Raw genomic sequence first — 14,104 nt, 5'->3', positions numbered from 1 at the left:
ACTACCTGCGCTTCTTCTCGCGCTCGCCCCGAGCGGCGCTTTTGCGCACCGTGCTGTTGCGGGCGGGAATGCGGCTGTTGTCGGCCTGCTCCAGCCACTGCAGGGCGTCGACGTAGGACATGAACTCGCGCAGATATTCGGGCGAGATGTCACGCATCTGCCCCAGCGCCTGCAGCACGAGGTGATGCGAGTTGAGCGGCCCGGCGTTTTCGGGCGCCTGGGCGAAGGCTTCGGACAGCTGCCGCTCGAGACTGAGCCGCGACCAGGTGCTGCGGAAGTAGCTCAGCGACTTGAGCTCGCGGGTTACGGGAGGCGGCGCCCCTATCTTGCTGGAAGAGGAACCACCCGCGGACTCGGGCACGTCGCGACCGATGTGGTCGAGCAGCCCGCCCAGGGGCGAGGCGGCGCCCTGTCCCTCCAGCCGCGCCAACAGGCAATGCAGGCCGGCCACATCACCGGCCTCGCGGTATTGCTGCAGCGCTCCCACGGAATCGGGGAAACGCGCGGCCCCGCGTGCGAACACATCGTCCGCCGCCCGGCCGGCGGCGTCGAGCCGCTCGTGGCAATTGGACACGGCCTGCGCCAGCCGGCGCCGGACGGCCGCGCGCGCCGCCTCGCAGCCGTCCGTGGCACGGCGTGCGAGGGCCTCGACGAAGCGCAGGGCGACCGGATCGACACGCTCGGCATTGCGTGCGCGCAGGGCGTCGACCAGCACGTCTGCGGACGGGAAAGCGTCTTCAGCCATTGACCGCTGCGTCGGCTTTGCCTGACTTGGGAACCGGTGCCATTTCGACGCGCCGGTTCCGCGAACGCCCTTCCTCGTCGGCATTGGACGCGACCGGCTGCTCCTGGCCAAACGCCGCTGCAAATACCGAGCTAGCCGGGATACCCTCGTCGATCAGCGCCCGCGTCACGGTCAGGGCGCGCTGCGCGGACAGTTCGAGGTTGTCGGCGAACTGGCGGTTGCTGTCGCGCACCGGGCGGTCATCGGTGAAGCCGCTCACCATGAGCATTTCATCGTTGACCGACAGGTACGCGCCCAGCGGCGGCGCGAGGCTCTTCAGCAACTGGCGGCCTTCGGGCTGCAGTTTGTCCGAGTTGAGCTCGAACAGCACGCTGCCGCTGATGCCTATGCGACCGTCGTCGAGCGTCACGCGCCCGGCGGCGAGCGGCACCGCAAGCGCCTTTTCCAGTGCCTCGCGGCGCTGCTCCTCGATGCGGCGCTTCTGCACCTCCGCTTCCAGGCTACTCACCAGATCCAGCTGCACGCCAAGCACGCCGACGAGGATCAGCACAAAGGCTCCCAGCAGGCCCGACATCAGGTCGCCGAATACCGCCCAGACAGTCGTCGAATTCTCGAGGCCGCCGTCGAACTCGTCCATGCTCACCCCTCGCCGACAAGCGACGCCTGCTTGCCGGAGAGCTGCTGCAGATCCTCGACGATCTGCCGCTGCGACATGATCGACAAGTCGATGATCTCGCGCGCCTGTGCGACGTAGTAGGCGAGTTGCTCATCGCTGCGCGCGAGCGACTTGTCGAGCGCACCTTCGATGCGCGCCAGCGTCACCATCATCCGGTCGCCGGACTCGGCGAAGCGCTGCACGGCTGCGCCGAAGGCCTCACCCAGGCTCGCCACCTCGGCGGCGCCTCCGCTGATCTCGCCCGCCACGTCCGCGATCCGCGCCGATTCCGCCTCGATGTTCGCCGCGAAACGGCTGCCGGCGCACTCGAGCAGGCCGGTCGCGGAGGCCACCAGGGCGTCGATCGCCGATCGCTGCTCGGTCGACGCGTGGTTGATCGCCGACAGCAGCGTCGCGAGTGTCTCCATGATGCGGCTGCGTTCCTCGAGCAGCCCGTTATCGCGCGCGATGCTCGCCGAGAGCTCCTGGCGCAGCTGGCCGATGACCTCGGCCGCGGCACGCGGCGCTTCCGCGGCCGTGTGCATGAGCCGGGCGACCTCCTCGATGGTGCCGCTGGCCTGGGCCCGTGCCGCGGCGGCGATCTCGTGCGCCGTCTCGCCCAGCGTCGTGCAGATCTGTTCCTGCCGCGCGAGCGTCTGTGCGCCGGCCGCGTGCCACTCCTGCTGCAGCGAAGCCGCCATCGACTCCAGCGCCTGCGTTTGCGCCACGAGGCGTGCCTCGTCGGCCGCGGCCTGCCGCGCCTGCTGCGCGGCGGTGGATTCACCGATCGCCGCCACCAGCGCGGCCGAACGTTGCGCGAAATTCTCGGCGAAGGTCTCGAGCGATTTGCGCAGGTCCTTAGCGAGATGTTCGCTGGTGCGCTCGTGGCTGGCGAGAGCTGACGCCCAGTTTGCGGCGACGGTCGCCGCCGTGTCGCCGAAGCGCGTCGACACGCCGTCGAGCTGTCGTTCGACGGTATCGGCAAGACGCGTCTGGAGCGCGGCCGTGTCCTGCGCCAACGTCGAAGTGGTGGCGGCCAGATCGGACCGCAGGCTCGCGTGGGCCGTTTCCACCGAGTCCAGCAGCGCGGCCGAGCGCCGCTCGAAAGTCTCGCCGAAGGCGCCCAGCACCCCCTGCATCCCGCGGCTCAGTTCTTCGCTGGTGCGCTCGTGCGTCGCCAGCGCGGCGTTCCAGGTCTCGGCAACCCGAGTGACGCTGCCGTCGAAGCGCGTCGAGATCCCTTCCAGCTGCGCCTGCACCGCCTCGGCAAGCCGCGCCCGCAGCGCGCTGGTCTCGCGCGCGATGCCGTCCATCGTCTCGGCCACGGCGGGGCGGATGGTCTCGCCGGCGAGGCGGGCGCTTTCGCCCAGGCTGGTCCTGAGCGACTTGTCCACCGACGAGGCCAGTTCGGAATACACCTCGCGCGCATCGCGATGGAAGCGCTCCTGCCCGGCCACGAGGCGCTCGTTCAGCTCCCTGCCCTGCCGGTCCATCTGCTCCATCATCGCCTGCAGCTTGTCGACCAGCTCCGGCAGCACGCGCGCCTGCAGTTGCAGGGCCTTGAAGGTTTCCTGCCGCTGATGCGCGAGCGAGAAGCCGCGCAGCGAGGTTCCGATGCGGGTCTCGAGGAGCTGCGCGACCCGCATGCGCTCGCGCCGGCACACGGCCGAGATCAGCCCCAGCATCGCCGAGGCCGCGACGCCCGCCACGGAGGTGCCGAACGCGACCCCCAGGCCACGCACCGGCGCCGCGAGCGAAGAACGGATCGCCTCCAGATTGGTGGTGCTCTCCAGCGCGATGACCGCGCCGTTGAGCGTCACGACCATGCCGAGGAAGGTGCCGAGCATGCCCAGCAACACCAGCAGGCCCACGAGATAGGGGGTCATCGCAGGGCCGGGCAGACCCGCGCGCTCGCCTTCGATGCGCAGGCGCACCGGATTCTGCACGGACGGCGGCAGCTGGCGCAGCCATTCGTCCGGATGCGACAGATCCGCCGGAATCCCGTCGAGCGCCCGCGCCAGAGCGCCCGTGGTGCAGTGGAAGCGCCGCAGTTCCGCCGCGCCCGTCACATACACCGCGCCGATGATTGCCGTCATCGTCAGCGCCAGCGCGCTGGTACCCACGTATCCGGCGCCGACCCACGACACGGCGACCAGGCCCACGAGGAAGGCTGCCACACAGATGATTCTATTCATTGCTTACTTGTCACCTCATTCGCCACCGCTTCGTCGAGGGCCGCGATCAGCCCTGCGACCGGTTGCAGCCGTAGATCGACCTCCGCAAGCAGCACGGACTGCATCTCACGGCAGAATTCCGCCAGCCACCCGCCCGGCTGCATCCACCGGGCCGCATCATCGGCCGTCGGCGTTTCCGCGAGCGTCGCGCGGTGGGCGTTGTAGCATTGCTCGAAACGCCTGCCCAGGAGTGCCGGCACGGTCGCCAGCAGCTCGCGCTCGCGCGCGGCCAGCGCCTGGTCCATCACCGCATCGAGCGCGGCCAGCCGACCCAGGGCGCCCGACCGCCCCTGCAGGGCCGCGCGAACCATTGCCCGCAAGGGGCCGACGCGCACCGCCATGTCGCGTTGGTGGGCGAGATAGTAGCGATGGTAGGGCGCGAAATCCGCCGCACTCTCCACCGGCACCAGGGGATCGGGCGTCGGCAGTTCGATCCGGGCCGGTCCCGGCCGGAACACCCCGTCGTTTGCGATCGATTCTGTCAGGGCATCGCGCAGGTGGACCATGGCCTGCCGAAGCGCCTCGCCGTCCTGCGACGGGGCGCCGGAGGAAGGGACGGCATCGCCGGGCGTCCCGGCATTGAGCGCGGAATAAAGCGTGAGCGCATCCGCGAAGCCCAGCCATTGGCCGAGCCGGTCGGCAAAGGACTGCTTCGACGCGGGCACGTCAGCGGCCGTCAGCCCGCCAAGCGCGCGAACCAGCCCGGAACCGTTGATATGCGTACGCGACACGCCTTGCGCCATCCGAAACCCGACGCCCGAAGGGCGGAAAAATGCGCAAGGCTACTACAAAGCGGAAAGCAGGTCAGCGTTACCCGTCCGACGGAATCCGGGAAGCTGTTCGCTCGATGAATGCCGCAACAGCCATCTCCCGCCTGCCCCGGCGGGTCAAAGTTGGGAAGTCACAAGAAAGCTTATCCGACCGTGTAGCCGCCATCCACGACGATTTCCTGGCCATAGATGTTCTTGGCACTGTCCGAGGCCAGGAACACCGAGAGGTCGGCGATATCCTCCGGCTGGCCGAATGTACCGGGCATCAGCCGAGCGGTTATCTTTTCCGCAACGCCCCCCAGTATTTCAGGCGGCAGCCCCACCGTTCCCCAAAGCGGAGTCGCTATCGGGCCGGGCGCGATGGAGTTCACCCGGATGCCCTGGGGGGCGAGTTCTGCCGCCAGGGTTTGTGACAGGGACTTCAGAGCCGCCTTGCTGGCACTGTAAACGGCTAGACCGGGGAAGCCTACCTGGGTCAGGAAGGTGGTGATGAACTGAATCGATCCCCCCTTTCTGATGTGGGGAATGAAGAGACGCGCTGTTTCCGCAGCGCCGAAGAGATTGACCGAGAACTGGGTCTCGAAGGCTTCGCGAGTGCTGTTCTCGAATGATACGACTCGCGCAATACCTGCGTTGGGAACGACGACATCCACTCCGCCGTGGGCCTGGACGGCTTCATCGACAAGGCGCTTCAGGTCTTCGCTTTGCGTGACATCGCCTGCAACGGCCTTGATCTGCCCCGGGCAGGTCGTCTCCAATTCCTTCAAGGCGTCAAGATTGCGAGCAAACGCCACGACCTGGGCGCCTTCTTCGACATATTTCTCGACGATCGATCTCCCGATCCCGCTACTGGCGCCAGTGATGACTGCCACCTTGCCTTCAAGCCTTTTCACCATATCTCGCTCCTGAAATTGTCCCGACTCCGCGGACCGGAATAAGAGTGATGGAGAGGGAGATAGTTTTCGTTGATGCCTATCAAGAAGGTCCGGCGCCGGTTGGGTGCGCTCAGGCCACATCGCTTTTTCCGCCCACCGTTCGCGCTGCAAGAACATTCAATTAGTCGCCTTCACGATAGCCCCACCGTCACCGGTAAGCGGCCGCCACCGTCGGCCAGCCGGTCACCGTGGAGGGGCCGTATGGACGCTTCCTCCTCGAGCGCCATGATCGCAAGGCGCGCCAGTTGGAGACGCGGCTTGCCGCGCTATGGGGCCGGCGCCTGAGATCTCGTCGCGAAGCCTTCGAGATGCGGTAAAGCAAGTCTGCAGGCGGCCGTACATCGCCACGCCAAGCCTCGCACTGCTCGGGGATCGCAGGCGCATCATCGCCTTCGATCCCCAAGTATCGAACGACGGCGCTCTACCCGCGCCGAACGCTCGGCGGTGTGGCCCCGATTGCGCCCAGGATGGCGGCGCCGCTCACGCACAGCAGGCCGGCGACCGTCACGCCACCGAGGGGCTCGTTGAGAATGGGGACCGCCGCCACGGCGGAAATGCCTGGCACCAGGGCGAGCATCAGCGCCGCCTTGATCGGGCCGATGGTCTGGCTCGCGTGGGCATACAGCAGGCCCGCCAGTACCGCGGCGATGACGCCCTGGTAGATGGCCTGCAGCAATAGCTGTTCGGTCGGCACGAGGCTCAGCGCTTTGGGCAGTGCGACGACGTAGACGGGCAGGAACACGAGCGCCGAGACGATCGCGATTCCGGCCATCGCATCGAACGGCCGCAGATTCCATTTTCTGAGCAGCACCCCGAGGACGCCCCAGCACAAGGCGCCGCACAGGAAGAACAGGTCGCCGAGCCATTGCCGCGGGGCTGCGCCGACCTCGCCGGCGAGGCTCTGGTAGGCGATCAGCGCGATGCCGAGGGCGGTCAGGGCGAATGCCGCTGCGACGCGCCGCGTGGGCCGGAAACCCAGCAGCGGCCATGCCACCAGCGCCGTGGCGAAGGGGATGCCGCCATTGACGAGAATCCCGGCGTGAGAAGCGGGCGCAAGGGAGAAGCCGCCATAGACCAGCAGGGCGTAGCCGAGTCCGCCGAAGGCGGCGAGCGTCAGCAGGCGCGGCCAGGCGATGGCATTGGGCCGGCGCAGGAAGACCGGCAACAGCAAGAGCGCGGAAATGCCGAAACGCAGCGCCGCAAGGTCGAAGGGCGTGAGCGCGCTGCGCCCACCGAGGCGCGAGACGATGTTGAACCCGGACCAGAAAATGACCACCATGCCCGCCGCTGCGAAACCGCTCCAGGTCTGCCGGCGCAGATGTGCGTGTGCTTGCGATGCGGTCAGGGTATCAAGGTCGGGCATGCTGGGGTCCTTGCCGGCCGGAAGGGGGCGGCGTGTTTGGGTGCTTGCGGGACCGGTGCAGCAACGGTCCTCGCGGCGCCCTATTGTTCGCGGAAGGACGATTCTGCCACGAGCGGGGGACTTTCCCCGCAAGGGGGGATAACTGATTGGCCGGCCAACCTTCGCGTCTGTCGCCCCTTCCGCCCAAGCTACCCTTTCCTGATCGCCGGCAAGAATGCTGTCAGCAGCCCGATCAGCGGCAGATACGCGCAGAACTGGTACACGGTTCCGATGCTCGTCGCGTCGGCCAACTGGCCGAGCAGTGCGGCGCCAATGCCGCCCATGCCGAAAGCCAGACCGAAGAACAGGCCGGAAATGGTGCCGACTTTGCCGGGGACGAGTTCCTGAGCGTAGACCAGGATGGCCGAAAAGGCCGAGGCGAGGATCAGGCCGATGACGACCGAAAGGACGGCGGTCCAGAACAGGCCGACGTGCGGCAGCAGCAGAGTGAACGGGGCGACGCCAAGGATGGAGATCCAGATCACCCGCTTGCGGCCGATGCGGTCCCCGATCGGCCCACCGAGCACGGTGCCGCATGCCACGGCGAAGAGGAAGGCGAACAGATAGATCTGTGCGGTACCCAGCGCGAGGCCGAACTTGTCCATCAGGTAGAAGGTGTAATAGCTGCTCAGGCTGGTCATGTAGAAAAATTTCGAGAACATGAGCAGACCGAGAATGGCGAGCGAGCCGGCGACTTGGCGGCGGGAGAGGCCGTTGCCGGCATGCGCGCTCATCCGCTTGCGGAAACTGGTGACGTGGTGATGGGACCAGCGGCCCACAAAGCTCAGGACGACGACACCGACCAGCGCGAACAGCGAGAACCAGGCGGCGCTGCCCTGCCCCTGCGGCACGATGATCACGGCGGCGAGCAACGGACCGATGGCCGAACCGAGGTTTCCGCCGATCTGGAACAAAGACTGCGCCAGGCCGGGCTGACTGCCGGCAGCCATGCGGGCGACACGCGAGGACTCGGGGTGGAAGATCGACGAGCCCATGCCGATGAGCATCGCTGAAGTCAGGACTGCGCCAAAGCTGCCCGCCTGCGACAAGGAGAGCAGACCGAACAGTGTGAAGCCCATGCCGACCGGCAGCGAATAAGGCATTGGCCGGCGGTCTGTGTACAGGCCGATCAGCGGTTGAAGCAGCGAGGCGGTGAGCTGATAGGCCAATGTGATCAGGCCGACCTGCGCAAACGACAGATCGAGACCGAGTTTCAGCATCGGATAGATGGCGAGCAGCACCGACTGCATCATGTCGTTGAGCAGATGCGAGAAGCTGATCGCGGCAATCACCGGGTAGGTGGTGACACTCAGGGCGTCGGCCGCAGGTGCTGCGGGGAGCGGGGTCTCAGCGGCGAGGGCTTTTTCCATGGGAGCGGCGTTCCGTATTCCGAAGCGTGAGTCTAAGACGACTTGTACGAGCACGTCCTGACATTAGCGATCGTGAACCGGACACGCGCGAGACGCCGGTGGGCACTTTCCCAGGGAGCGAGCCTTCAAGGGCGGGCGCTCATGAAGGCGGCAATTATTCGAACCGTTCGCCCTGAGCCTGTCGAATGGCATTGGCAGGGCTTCGACAGGCTCAGCGAGAACGGTATTTCCTTTCCGGGTCAATCTCCCCCTGCAGGAGCCCCCCTTCGCCGGCGGATCGAGACGCCGACGCTGTCGGCGGCGTCGAAGATCGCCGGCTTGCTCACCCCGATGGCAACCGACGAGAGCTCGAAGCCAGCGAGCAGTGCGTCGGCGACGTTCTGCGCGAAGGCTTCCAGCAACACCGCGCGATTCACCTGCGCGAGACGGCGGACGGCCGCGAGGACCTGGCCGTAGTCGACCGCGTCGCGCAGGTCGTCGCTGGTGCAGCAGCGCGCGTGACTCAGCCCGAGTTCGAGATCGATCACGAGCGGCTGGGGGGCGTGGCGTTCGTGTTCATACACACCGATCAGCGCCTCGACGCGGATGCCACGCAGGAAAATCGCGTCCTCGCACGGCTCCGCGGCGGGCGCGACCGGGAAGGCGAGGCCCGACCGCGCCGGTGCGGGAGCTTCGATACGGTCGAGTTTCATCACGCTTACCTCGTCTCGACCAGCTCACGCTCGGCGCCGCGCACCGCCTGGCGGGATGAACCGCCCGGCGCGACGCAGACCCCGAACTCCTCGGCCGCATCGAGGATCCAGGCGTACAGGTAATCCGCGAAGCTGCGCCGGATCACCAATTCCCAGCGCTCCTCGCCGACGCGACGGATCACCGCCGAAGCCTTCGCCAAGACGCTGGTGACCCCCTTCCCCACCGGGAAGGCGCGCGGATGCACGTCGTAGGGCGTGCACTTCATCAAGAGCTCGCGCACGCCGGGACCGGCCAGTTCCAGCACTGTCTGCCCGCCGCTCGTGTTCATCACCGCGTAGTGGCCGGTGAGCTCGCGGCGCAGCGCAGCTTCCGCCTCGAACTCCAGACCGGCCGGCACGATCACCAGCCACTCGTCGGGCGACATCCACTGGATGCTCACGCCGCGCGCCTCGTCGAGCGAGATCGGCCCCAGCTCGAGCGGCAGCGCGAGCCCCAGCGCACGCTCGACACCGCTGCGGAACGCCTCGTCGCCGGCATTGCCGCGCAGCACGAGGTGGCCGAGGAAGGCCTTCTCCGACACGACCACGCGGGCGTCCTGCGGCGAGGCCGCCTGCACCACCGCGGGACGCACCCTCGCCAGCGGCGACTCCGACTTCACCGCGCCGCGCGGATTGAGTTCCATTTGTGCGTAATCAGACATGATGACGTGCTCCTTCTGCGTCATAGAAGACCGGGCTCACGACCTCGGCCGCATGCACCCGGCCGTCGGCCATCGGCAGATAAACGGTTTGACCCAGGCGCTGGCTGCCGCCCTTGACGACCGCGAGCGCGAACGAGTGGCCCAGCGTGGGACTGAAGTAGCTGGAGGTGACGTGCCCGACCATCGGCATCGGGATCCTGATCTCCTTCTCCAGCACGATCTGCGCGCCTTCATCCAGCACGAGCTGCGGGTCGAGGGGCTTGAGGCCGACGAGCTGCTTGCGATCCTCGCGTTTCGTGTCCGGGCGCGTGAGCGCGCGCCGCCCGATCCATGAGAAGGGCTTCTTGTAGCCCACGCACCACTGCATCCCGAGGTCCTCCGGCGTCATCGAGCCGTCGGTTTCCTGGCCGACGATGATGAAGCCCTTCTCCGCGCGCAGCACGTGCATGGTCTCGGTGCCGTAGGGGGTGAGACCGTATTTCGCGCCCTTGTCGAAGAGCGCCTTCCACACGTGCATCGCGTGGTTGGCCTGCACGTTGATCTCGAACGACAGCTCGCCGGTGAAGGAGATGCGGAAGACGCGCGCCGGCACCCCTGCCACCGTGCCGGCACGCCAGTCCATGAACTTGAAGTTGTCCTTGGAGAGGTCGATGTCGTCGGTGAGCTCGGCCAGCAGCTTGCGCGCGTTGGGGCCGTTGATCGCCATCGCCGCCCAGTGGTCGGTCACCGAGTTGAAGTACACCTCCAGCTCCGGCCACTCGGTCTGGTGCCACAGCTCCATCCAGTCGAGCACCGCGGCGGCGCCGCCGGTGGTGGTGGTCATGTGGAAGTGGTTCTCGGCGATGCAGGCGGTGACGCCGTCGTCCATCACCATGCCGTCGTCCTTGCACATGAGGCCGTAGCGGCACTTGCCGACGTCGAGCTTGGTCCACGCGTTAGTGTAGATGCGGTTGAGGAACTCGCGCGCGTCCTTGCCCTGGATCTCGATCTTGCCCAGCGTCGAGGCGTCGAGGATGCCGACGCCTTCGCGCACGGCGCGGCACTCGCGCTGCACCGCCTGGTGCATCGTCTCGTTGCCCTGCGGGAAGTACCACGGGCGCATCCACTGGCCCACTTCCTCGAACTTCGCACCATGCTCGACGTGCCAGGCGTGCAGCGCGGTGAACCGGCGCGGGTCGAAGAACTCGCGGCAGTGGCGGCCGGCGATCGCGCCGAAGGTGATCGGCGTGTAGTTCGGGCGGAACACCGTGGTGCCGGTCTGCGGGATGGTCTGCTTGAGGCAGCGCGCCGCGATGGCCATGCCGTTGATGTTGCCGAGCTTGCCCTGGTCGGTGCCGAAGCCCATGCCGGTGTAGCGCTTGACGTGCTCGATCGACTCGAAGCCTTCGCGCGTGGCGAGTTCGATGCCGGCCGCGGTGACGTCGTTCTGCGGATCGACGAACTGCTTCGGGGCGCGCATCGCGGGTTTCACGTGCGGCACCTGGTAGAGCGCCGCGGCCTTGCCTTCGCGCACCTTGGCGACCTTGGGCAGTGCGGGGGTTTCGATCTGGAAGCCGGTGCGCTGGGCGGCAGCCGTGCCGGCCGCGGCGCCGTCGGCGAGCGCGTCGCCGAGCGCGCCCTTGCCGTGCACGCCGCCCACCGGGGTCATGCCAGGCACCTTGCCGGGCACGAAGCCGAGGAGATCGTCGCGCCACTCGGGGCGGGCGCCGGTGTGCGCCGCCAGATGCACGACCGGGCTGTAGCCGCCGGAACTGGCGAGGGTGTCGCACGACAGCGTCTCGACGCGGCCCGTGACGCGGAATGAACCGATGTCGATGCGGGCGACGAGCGCGCCGGAGACGCGCTTCTTGCCCTGCGCCTCGATCACCGCGCTGCCGGGGATGATGCGGATGTTGCGCGACCGCGCCTCAGTGACGAGGTCGCCGTCCGGGTGCTCGCGCGCATCGACGATCGCGACCACTTCACGGCCGGCATCAATCCAGTCGAGCGCGGCGCGGTAGGCGTGGTCGTTCGCGGTCGACAGCACCAGGCGGCGGCCCGGGGCGACGGCGTAGCGGCGGATGTAGGTCGACACGGCGCCCGCCACCATGCAGCCCGGCACGTCGTTGTTGGCGAAGACGAGCGGACGCTCGTGGGTCCCGGTGGCGAGGATCACTTCACCGGCGCGCACGCGGTGCATGCGCGCACGCACCTGGCGGCGGCCGTTCACGCTCGGCGCGAGGTCGGCGAGGTGTTCGGTGCGGCGCTCGTGCAGGGTCACGAAGTTGTGATCGTGGTAGCCGTTGGCGGTGGTGCGCGGCAGGATCAGCACGTCGGGCAGGGTCGCCAGTTCCGCGAGCACGGAGGCGACCCAGGCGGAAGCCGGACGGCCGTCGATGAGCTCGCGCGAATCGAGGAGCGAGCCGCCCATCTCTTCCTGCTCGTCGCACAGGATCACGCGCGCGCCGGAACGGCCGGCTGCCAGCGCGGCCGCCAGACCCGCGGGGCCGGCGCCGATCACCAGCACGTCGCAGTGACGGTTGATGTGGTCGTAGATGTCCGGATCCTTCTCCCTGGGCACGCGCCCGAGGCCCGCGGCCTTGCGGATGTACTTCTCGTACTTCGGCCACATCGAGGCGGGCGCCATGAAGGTCTTGTAGTAGAAGCCCGGCGGCATGAACTTGCCGCCCACGCTGCCGATCACGCCCATGAGATCGCGCTCGACGTTCGGCCAGCCGTTGGTGCTCGCGGCGACCAGCCCGCCGTAGAGCGCCTGTTGCGTGGCGCGCACGTTGGGCACCTGGCCGGCTTCGGTCGCGCCCAGTTGCATGATCGCATTCGGCTCCTCGGCGCCGGCGGCCATGATGCCGCGCGGGCGGGAGTACCTGAAACTGCGGCCCACGACATCGACGCCGTTGGCGAGCAGGGCCGAGGCGAGCGTGTCGCCGGCGAAGCCCTGGTAGTCGACGCCGTTGAAGGTGAAGCGCAGCGGGCGGCTGCGGTCGATGCGCCCGCCGGTGCCGAGACGATTCTGCTGGCTCATTTGGCCGCTCCTTTGTCAGCGGTGACCGAGGGCTTCTGGCCGACCTTGTAGGTTTCGAGGATCTGGTAGCTCACGGTGTCGCGCGTGACGTTGAAGAACTTGCGGCAACCGGCGGCGTGGTACCACAGCTCGTGGTGCAGGCCGCGCGGGTTCTTGCGGAAGAAGAGGTAGTTGCCCCAGTCCTCGTCGCTCGTCGCTTCCGGTTCCACCGGGCGCGCGATGTGGGCCTCGCCCTTGGGGCGGAATTCTTCTTCCTCGCGGGTTTCCGCGCAGTGCGGGCAGTAGATGTGCAGCATGGTGTCCTGCTCCTCCTCAGTGCGCGACGCCCGCGGCGCCGTGTTCGTCGATGAGTTTGCCGCTGATGAAGCGGTCGATGGAGAACGGCGCGGCGAGCGGATGCGCCTTGCCCGCGGCGAGCGTCGCCGCAAAGACGTTCCCGGAACCGGGGGTGGCCTTGAAGCCGCCCGTGCCCCAGCCGCAGTTGAAGAACAGGCCGCCGACGGGCGTGGCCGAGATGATCGGGCAGGCGTCCGGGCAGGTATCGACGATGCCGCCCCACTGGCGGTTCATGCGCACGCGCGAGAACATCGGGAACATCTCGACGATGGCCTGCAGCGTGTGCTCGATGGTCGCGTAGCTGCCGCGCTGGCCGTAGCCGTTGTAGCCGTCGATGCCGGCGCCGATGACGAGGTCGCCCTTGTCCGACTGGCTGACGTAGCCGTGCACCTTGTTCGACATCACGACGGTGTCGAGGATGGGCTTCATCGGCTCGGACACCAGCGCCTGCAGCGGGTGCGATTCGATCGGCAGCTGGAAACCCGCCATCTTGGCGAGCACGCCGGAGTTGCCGGCAGTCACGACCCCCACCGTGTCGGCGGCGATGAAGCCGCGGGTCGTCTCGACGCCCAGCACCTTGTTGCCGTTCTTGCGGATGCCGGTGACTTCGGTCTGCTGCAGGAGATCCACGCCCAGCGCATCGGCGCCGCGCGCAAAGCCCCAGGCCACCGCGTCATGGCGGGCGACGCCGCCGCGCGGCTGCCACGAGGCGCCCATGATCGGGTAACGCGTGTTCTTCGAGCAGTCCATGATCGGCACGATCTCCTGGATCTGCTTGACGTCCAGCACCTCACCGTCGATGCCGTTGAGGCGGTTGGCGTTCACGCGCCGGTGGATGTCGCGCATGTCCTGCAGCGTGTGGCCGAGGTTCATCACGCCGCGCTGGGAGTACATGACGTTGTAGTTGAGATCCTGCGACAGGCCTTCCCACAGCTTCATCGCGTGCTCGTACAGCCACGCCGCTTCGTCCCACAGGTAGTTCGAGCGCACGATGGTGGTGTTGCGCGCGGTGTTGCCGCCGCCGAGCCAGCCCTTCTCCACCACCGCGACGTTGGTGATGCCGTGTTCCTTGGCGAGGTAGTAGGCGGTCGCGAGCCCATGGCCGCCGCCGCCGACGACGATCACGTCGTACTTTTTCTTCGGCGTCGGATTGCGCCAGGCGCGCTGCCAGTTCTCGTGGTAGCTGAGCGCGTGCTTGACGAGCCCGAATCCTGAGTAATGCTGCATGATGTTATCTCCTCG

General features: G+C 67.5%; 12 protein-coding genes. All 12 read right to left on the bottom strand.

Features of this window, described 5'->3' with window-relative positions; all coding sequences use genetic code 11:
- Position 1: 1 nt before the first annotated feature.
- On the bottom strand, positions 2-745 hold the full coding sequence (locus ToN1_RS22055) for a DUF2894 domain-containing protein (RefSeq protein WP_169204968.1): 744 nt from the start codon (positions 743-745) through the stop codon (positions 2-4).
- Positions 738-1,382 (bottom strand): OmpA family protein, encoded by a 645-nt coding sequence (locus ToN1_RS22050; protein ID WP_169204967.1) that lies wholly within the window; start codon positions 1,380-1,382, stop codon positions 738-740. The genes ToN1_RS22055 and ToN1_RS22050 overlap by 8 nt, the downstream gene beginning before the upstream one ends.
- 2 nt (positions 1,383-1,384) lie before the next feature.
- A complete protein-coding gene (locus ToN1_RS22045) occupies positions 1,385-3,595 on the bottom strand; it encodes a DUF802 domain-containing protein (protein WP_169204966.1) in 2,211 nt (736 codons plus the stop codon).
- Entirely contained in the window at positions 3,592-4,377 is a 786-nt protein-coding gene (locus ToN1_RS22040) for a DUF3348 domain-containing protein (RefSeq protein WP_169204965.1), read from the bottom strand. The genes ToN1_RS22045 and ToN1_RS22040 overlap by 4 nt, the downstream gene beginning before the upstream one ends.
- Before the next feature lie 170 nt (positions 4,378-4,547).
- Positions 4,548-5,300, bottom strand: a complete 753-nt coding sequence (locus ToN1_RS22035; RefSeq protein WP_169204964.1) for an SDR family NAD(P)-dependent oxidoreductase — start codon at positions 5,298-5,300, stop codon at positions 4,548-4,550.
- 460 nt (positions 5,301-5,760) lie between these two features.
- Complete coding sequence (locus tag ToN1_RS22030; protein ID WP_169204963.1) at positions 5,761-6,702, bottom strand: DMT family transporter; 942 nt, start codon at positions 6,700-6,702, stop codon at positions 5,761-5,763.
- Between the two features lie 188 nt (positions 6,703-6,890).
- Positions 6,891-8,111 carry an MFS transporter gene (locus ToN1_RS22025; protein ID WP_169204962.1) on the bottom strand — a complete coding sequence of 407 codons (1,221 nt, stop codon included), beginning with the start codon at positions 8,109-8,111 and terminating at the stop codon, positions 6,891-6,893.
- A gap of 239 nt (positions 8,112-8,350) precedes the next feature.
- Positions 8,351-8,803, bottom strand: coding sequence for a dihydroneopterin aldolase (folB, locus tag ToN1_RS22020; protein ID WP_169204961.1), 453 nt, complete (start codon positions 8,801-8,803; stop codon positions 8,351-8,353).
- Between the two features lie 5 nt (positions 8,804-8,808).
- A complete protein-coding gene (locus tag ToN1_RS22015) occupies positions 8,809-9,504 on the bottom strand; it encodes a sarcosine oxidase subunit gamma (protein ID WP_244860857.1) in 696 nt (231 codons plus the stop codon).
- Complete coding sequence (locus tag ToN1_RS22010) at positions 9,497-12,526, bottom strand: sarcosine oxidase subunit alpha family protein (protein ID WP_210147906.1); 3,030 nt, start codon at positions 12,524-12,526, stop codon at positions 9,497-9,499. Before ToN1_RS22010 ends, ToN1_RS22015 begins: the two co-directional genes overlap by 8 nt.
- Entirely contained in the window at positions 12,523-12,822 is a 300-nt protein-coding gene (locus ToN1_RS22005; protein ID WP_169208894.1) for a sarcosine oxidase subunit delta, read from the bottom strand. The genes ToN1_RS22010 and ToN1_RS22005 overlap by 4 nt, the downstream gene beginning before the upstream one ends.
- 16 nt (positions 12,823-12,838) lie before the next feature.
- The gene (locus ToN1_RS22000) at positions 12,839-14,089 is read right to left on the bottom strand and encodes a sarcosine oxidase subunit beta family protein (RefSeq protein WP_169208893.1); all 1,251 of its coding nucleotides are present in this window, start codon (positions 14,087-14,089) and stop codon (positions 12,839-12,841) included.
- Positions 14,090-14,104 lie beyond the last annotated feature (15 nt).

This window comes from Aromatoleum petrolei (assembly GCF_017894385.1).
GTDB classification, from domain to species: domain Bacteria; phylum Pseudomonadota; class Gammaproteobacteria; order Burkholderiales; family Rhodocyclaceae; genus Aromatoleum; species Aromatoleum petrolei.
This window is presented reverse-complemented; position numbering and strand designations above follow the sequence as displayed.

Bases quoted from the DNA above. Each gene is read 5' to 3' on its own strand.
- ToN1_RS22055 (WP_169204968.1), bottom strand. From the start codon at position 745: ATGGCTGAAGACGCTTTCCCGTCCGCAGACGTGCTGGTCGACGCCCTG.
- ToN1_RS22050 (WP_169204967.1), bottom strand. From the start codon at position 1,382: ATGGACGAGTTCGACGGCGGCCTCGAGAATTCGACGACTGTCTGGGCG.
- ToN1_RS22045 (WP_169204966.1), bottom strand. From the start codon at position 3,595: ATGAATAGAATCATCTGTGTGGCAGCCTTCCTCGTGGGCCTGGTCGCC.
- ToN1_RS22040 (WP_169204965.1), bottom strand. From the start codon at position 4,377: ATGGCGCAAGGCGTGTCGCGTACGCATATCAACGGTTCCGGGCTGGTT.
- ToN1_RS22035 (WP_169204964.1), bottom strand. From the start codon at position 5,300: ATGGTGAAAAGGCTTGAAGGCAAGGTGGCAGTCATCACTGGCGCCAGT.
- ToN1_RS22030 (WP_169204963.1), bottom strand. From the start codon at position 6,702: ATGCCCGACCTTGATACCCTGACCGCATCGCAAGCACACGCACATCTG.
- ToN1_RS22025 (WP_169204962.1), bottom strand. From the start codon at position 8,111: ATGGAAAAAGCCCTCGCCGCTGAGACCCCGCTCCCCGCAGCACCTGCG.
- folB (WP_169204961.1), bottom strand. From the start codon at position 8,803: ATGAAACTCGACCGTATCGAAGCTCCCGCACCGGCGCGGTCGGGCCTC.
- ToN1_RS22015 (WP_244860857.1), bottom strand. From the start codon at position 9,504: ATGTCTGATTACGCACAAATGGAACTCAATCCGCGCGGCGCGGTGAAG.
- ToN1_RS22010 (WP_210147906.1), bottom strand. From the start codon at position 12,526: ATGAGCCAGCAGAATCGTCTCGGCACCGGCGGGCGCATCGACCGCAGC.
- ToN1_RS22005 (WP_169208894.1), bottom strand. From the start codon at position 12,822: ATGCTGCACATCTACTGCCCGCACTGCGCGGAAACCCGCGAGGAAGAA.
- ToN1_RS22000 (WP_169208893.1), bottom strand. From the start codon at position 14,089: ATGCAGCATTACTCAGGATTCGGGCTCGTCAAGCACGCGCTCAGCTAC.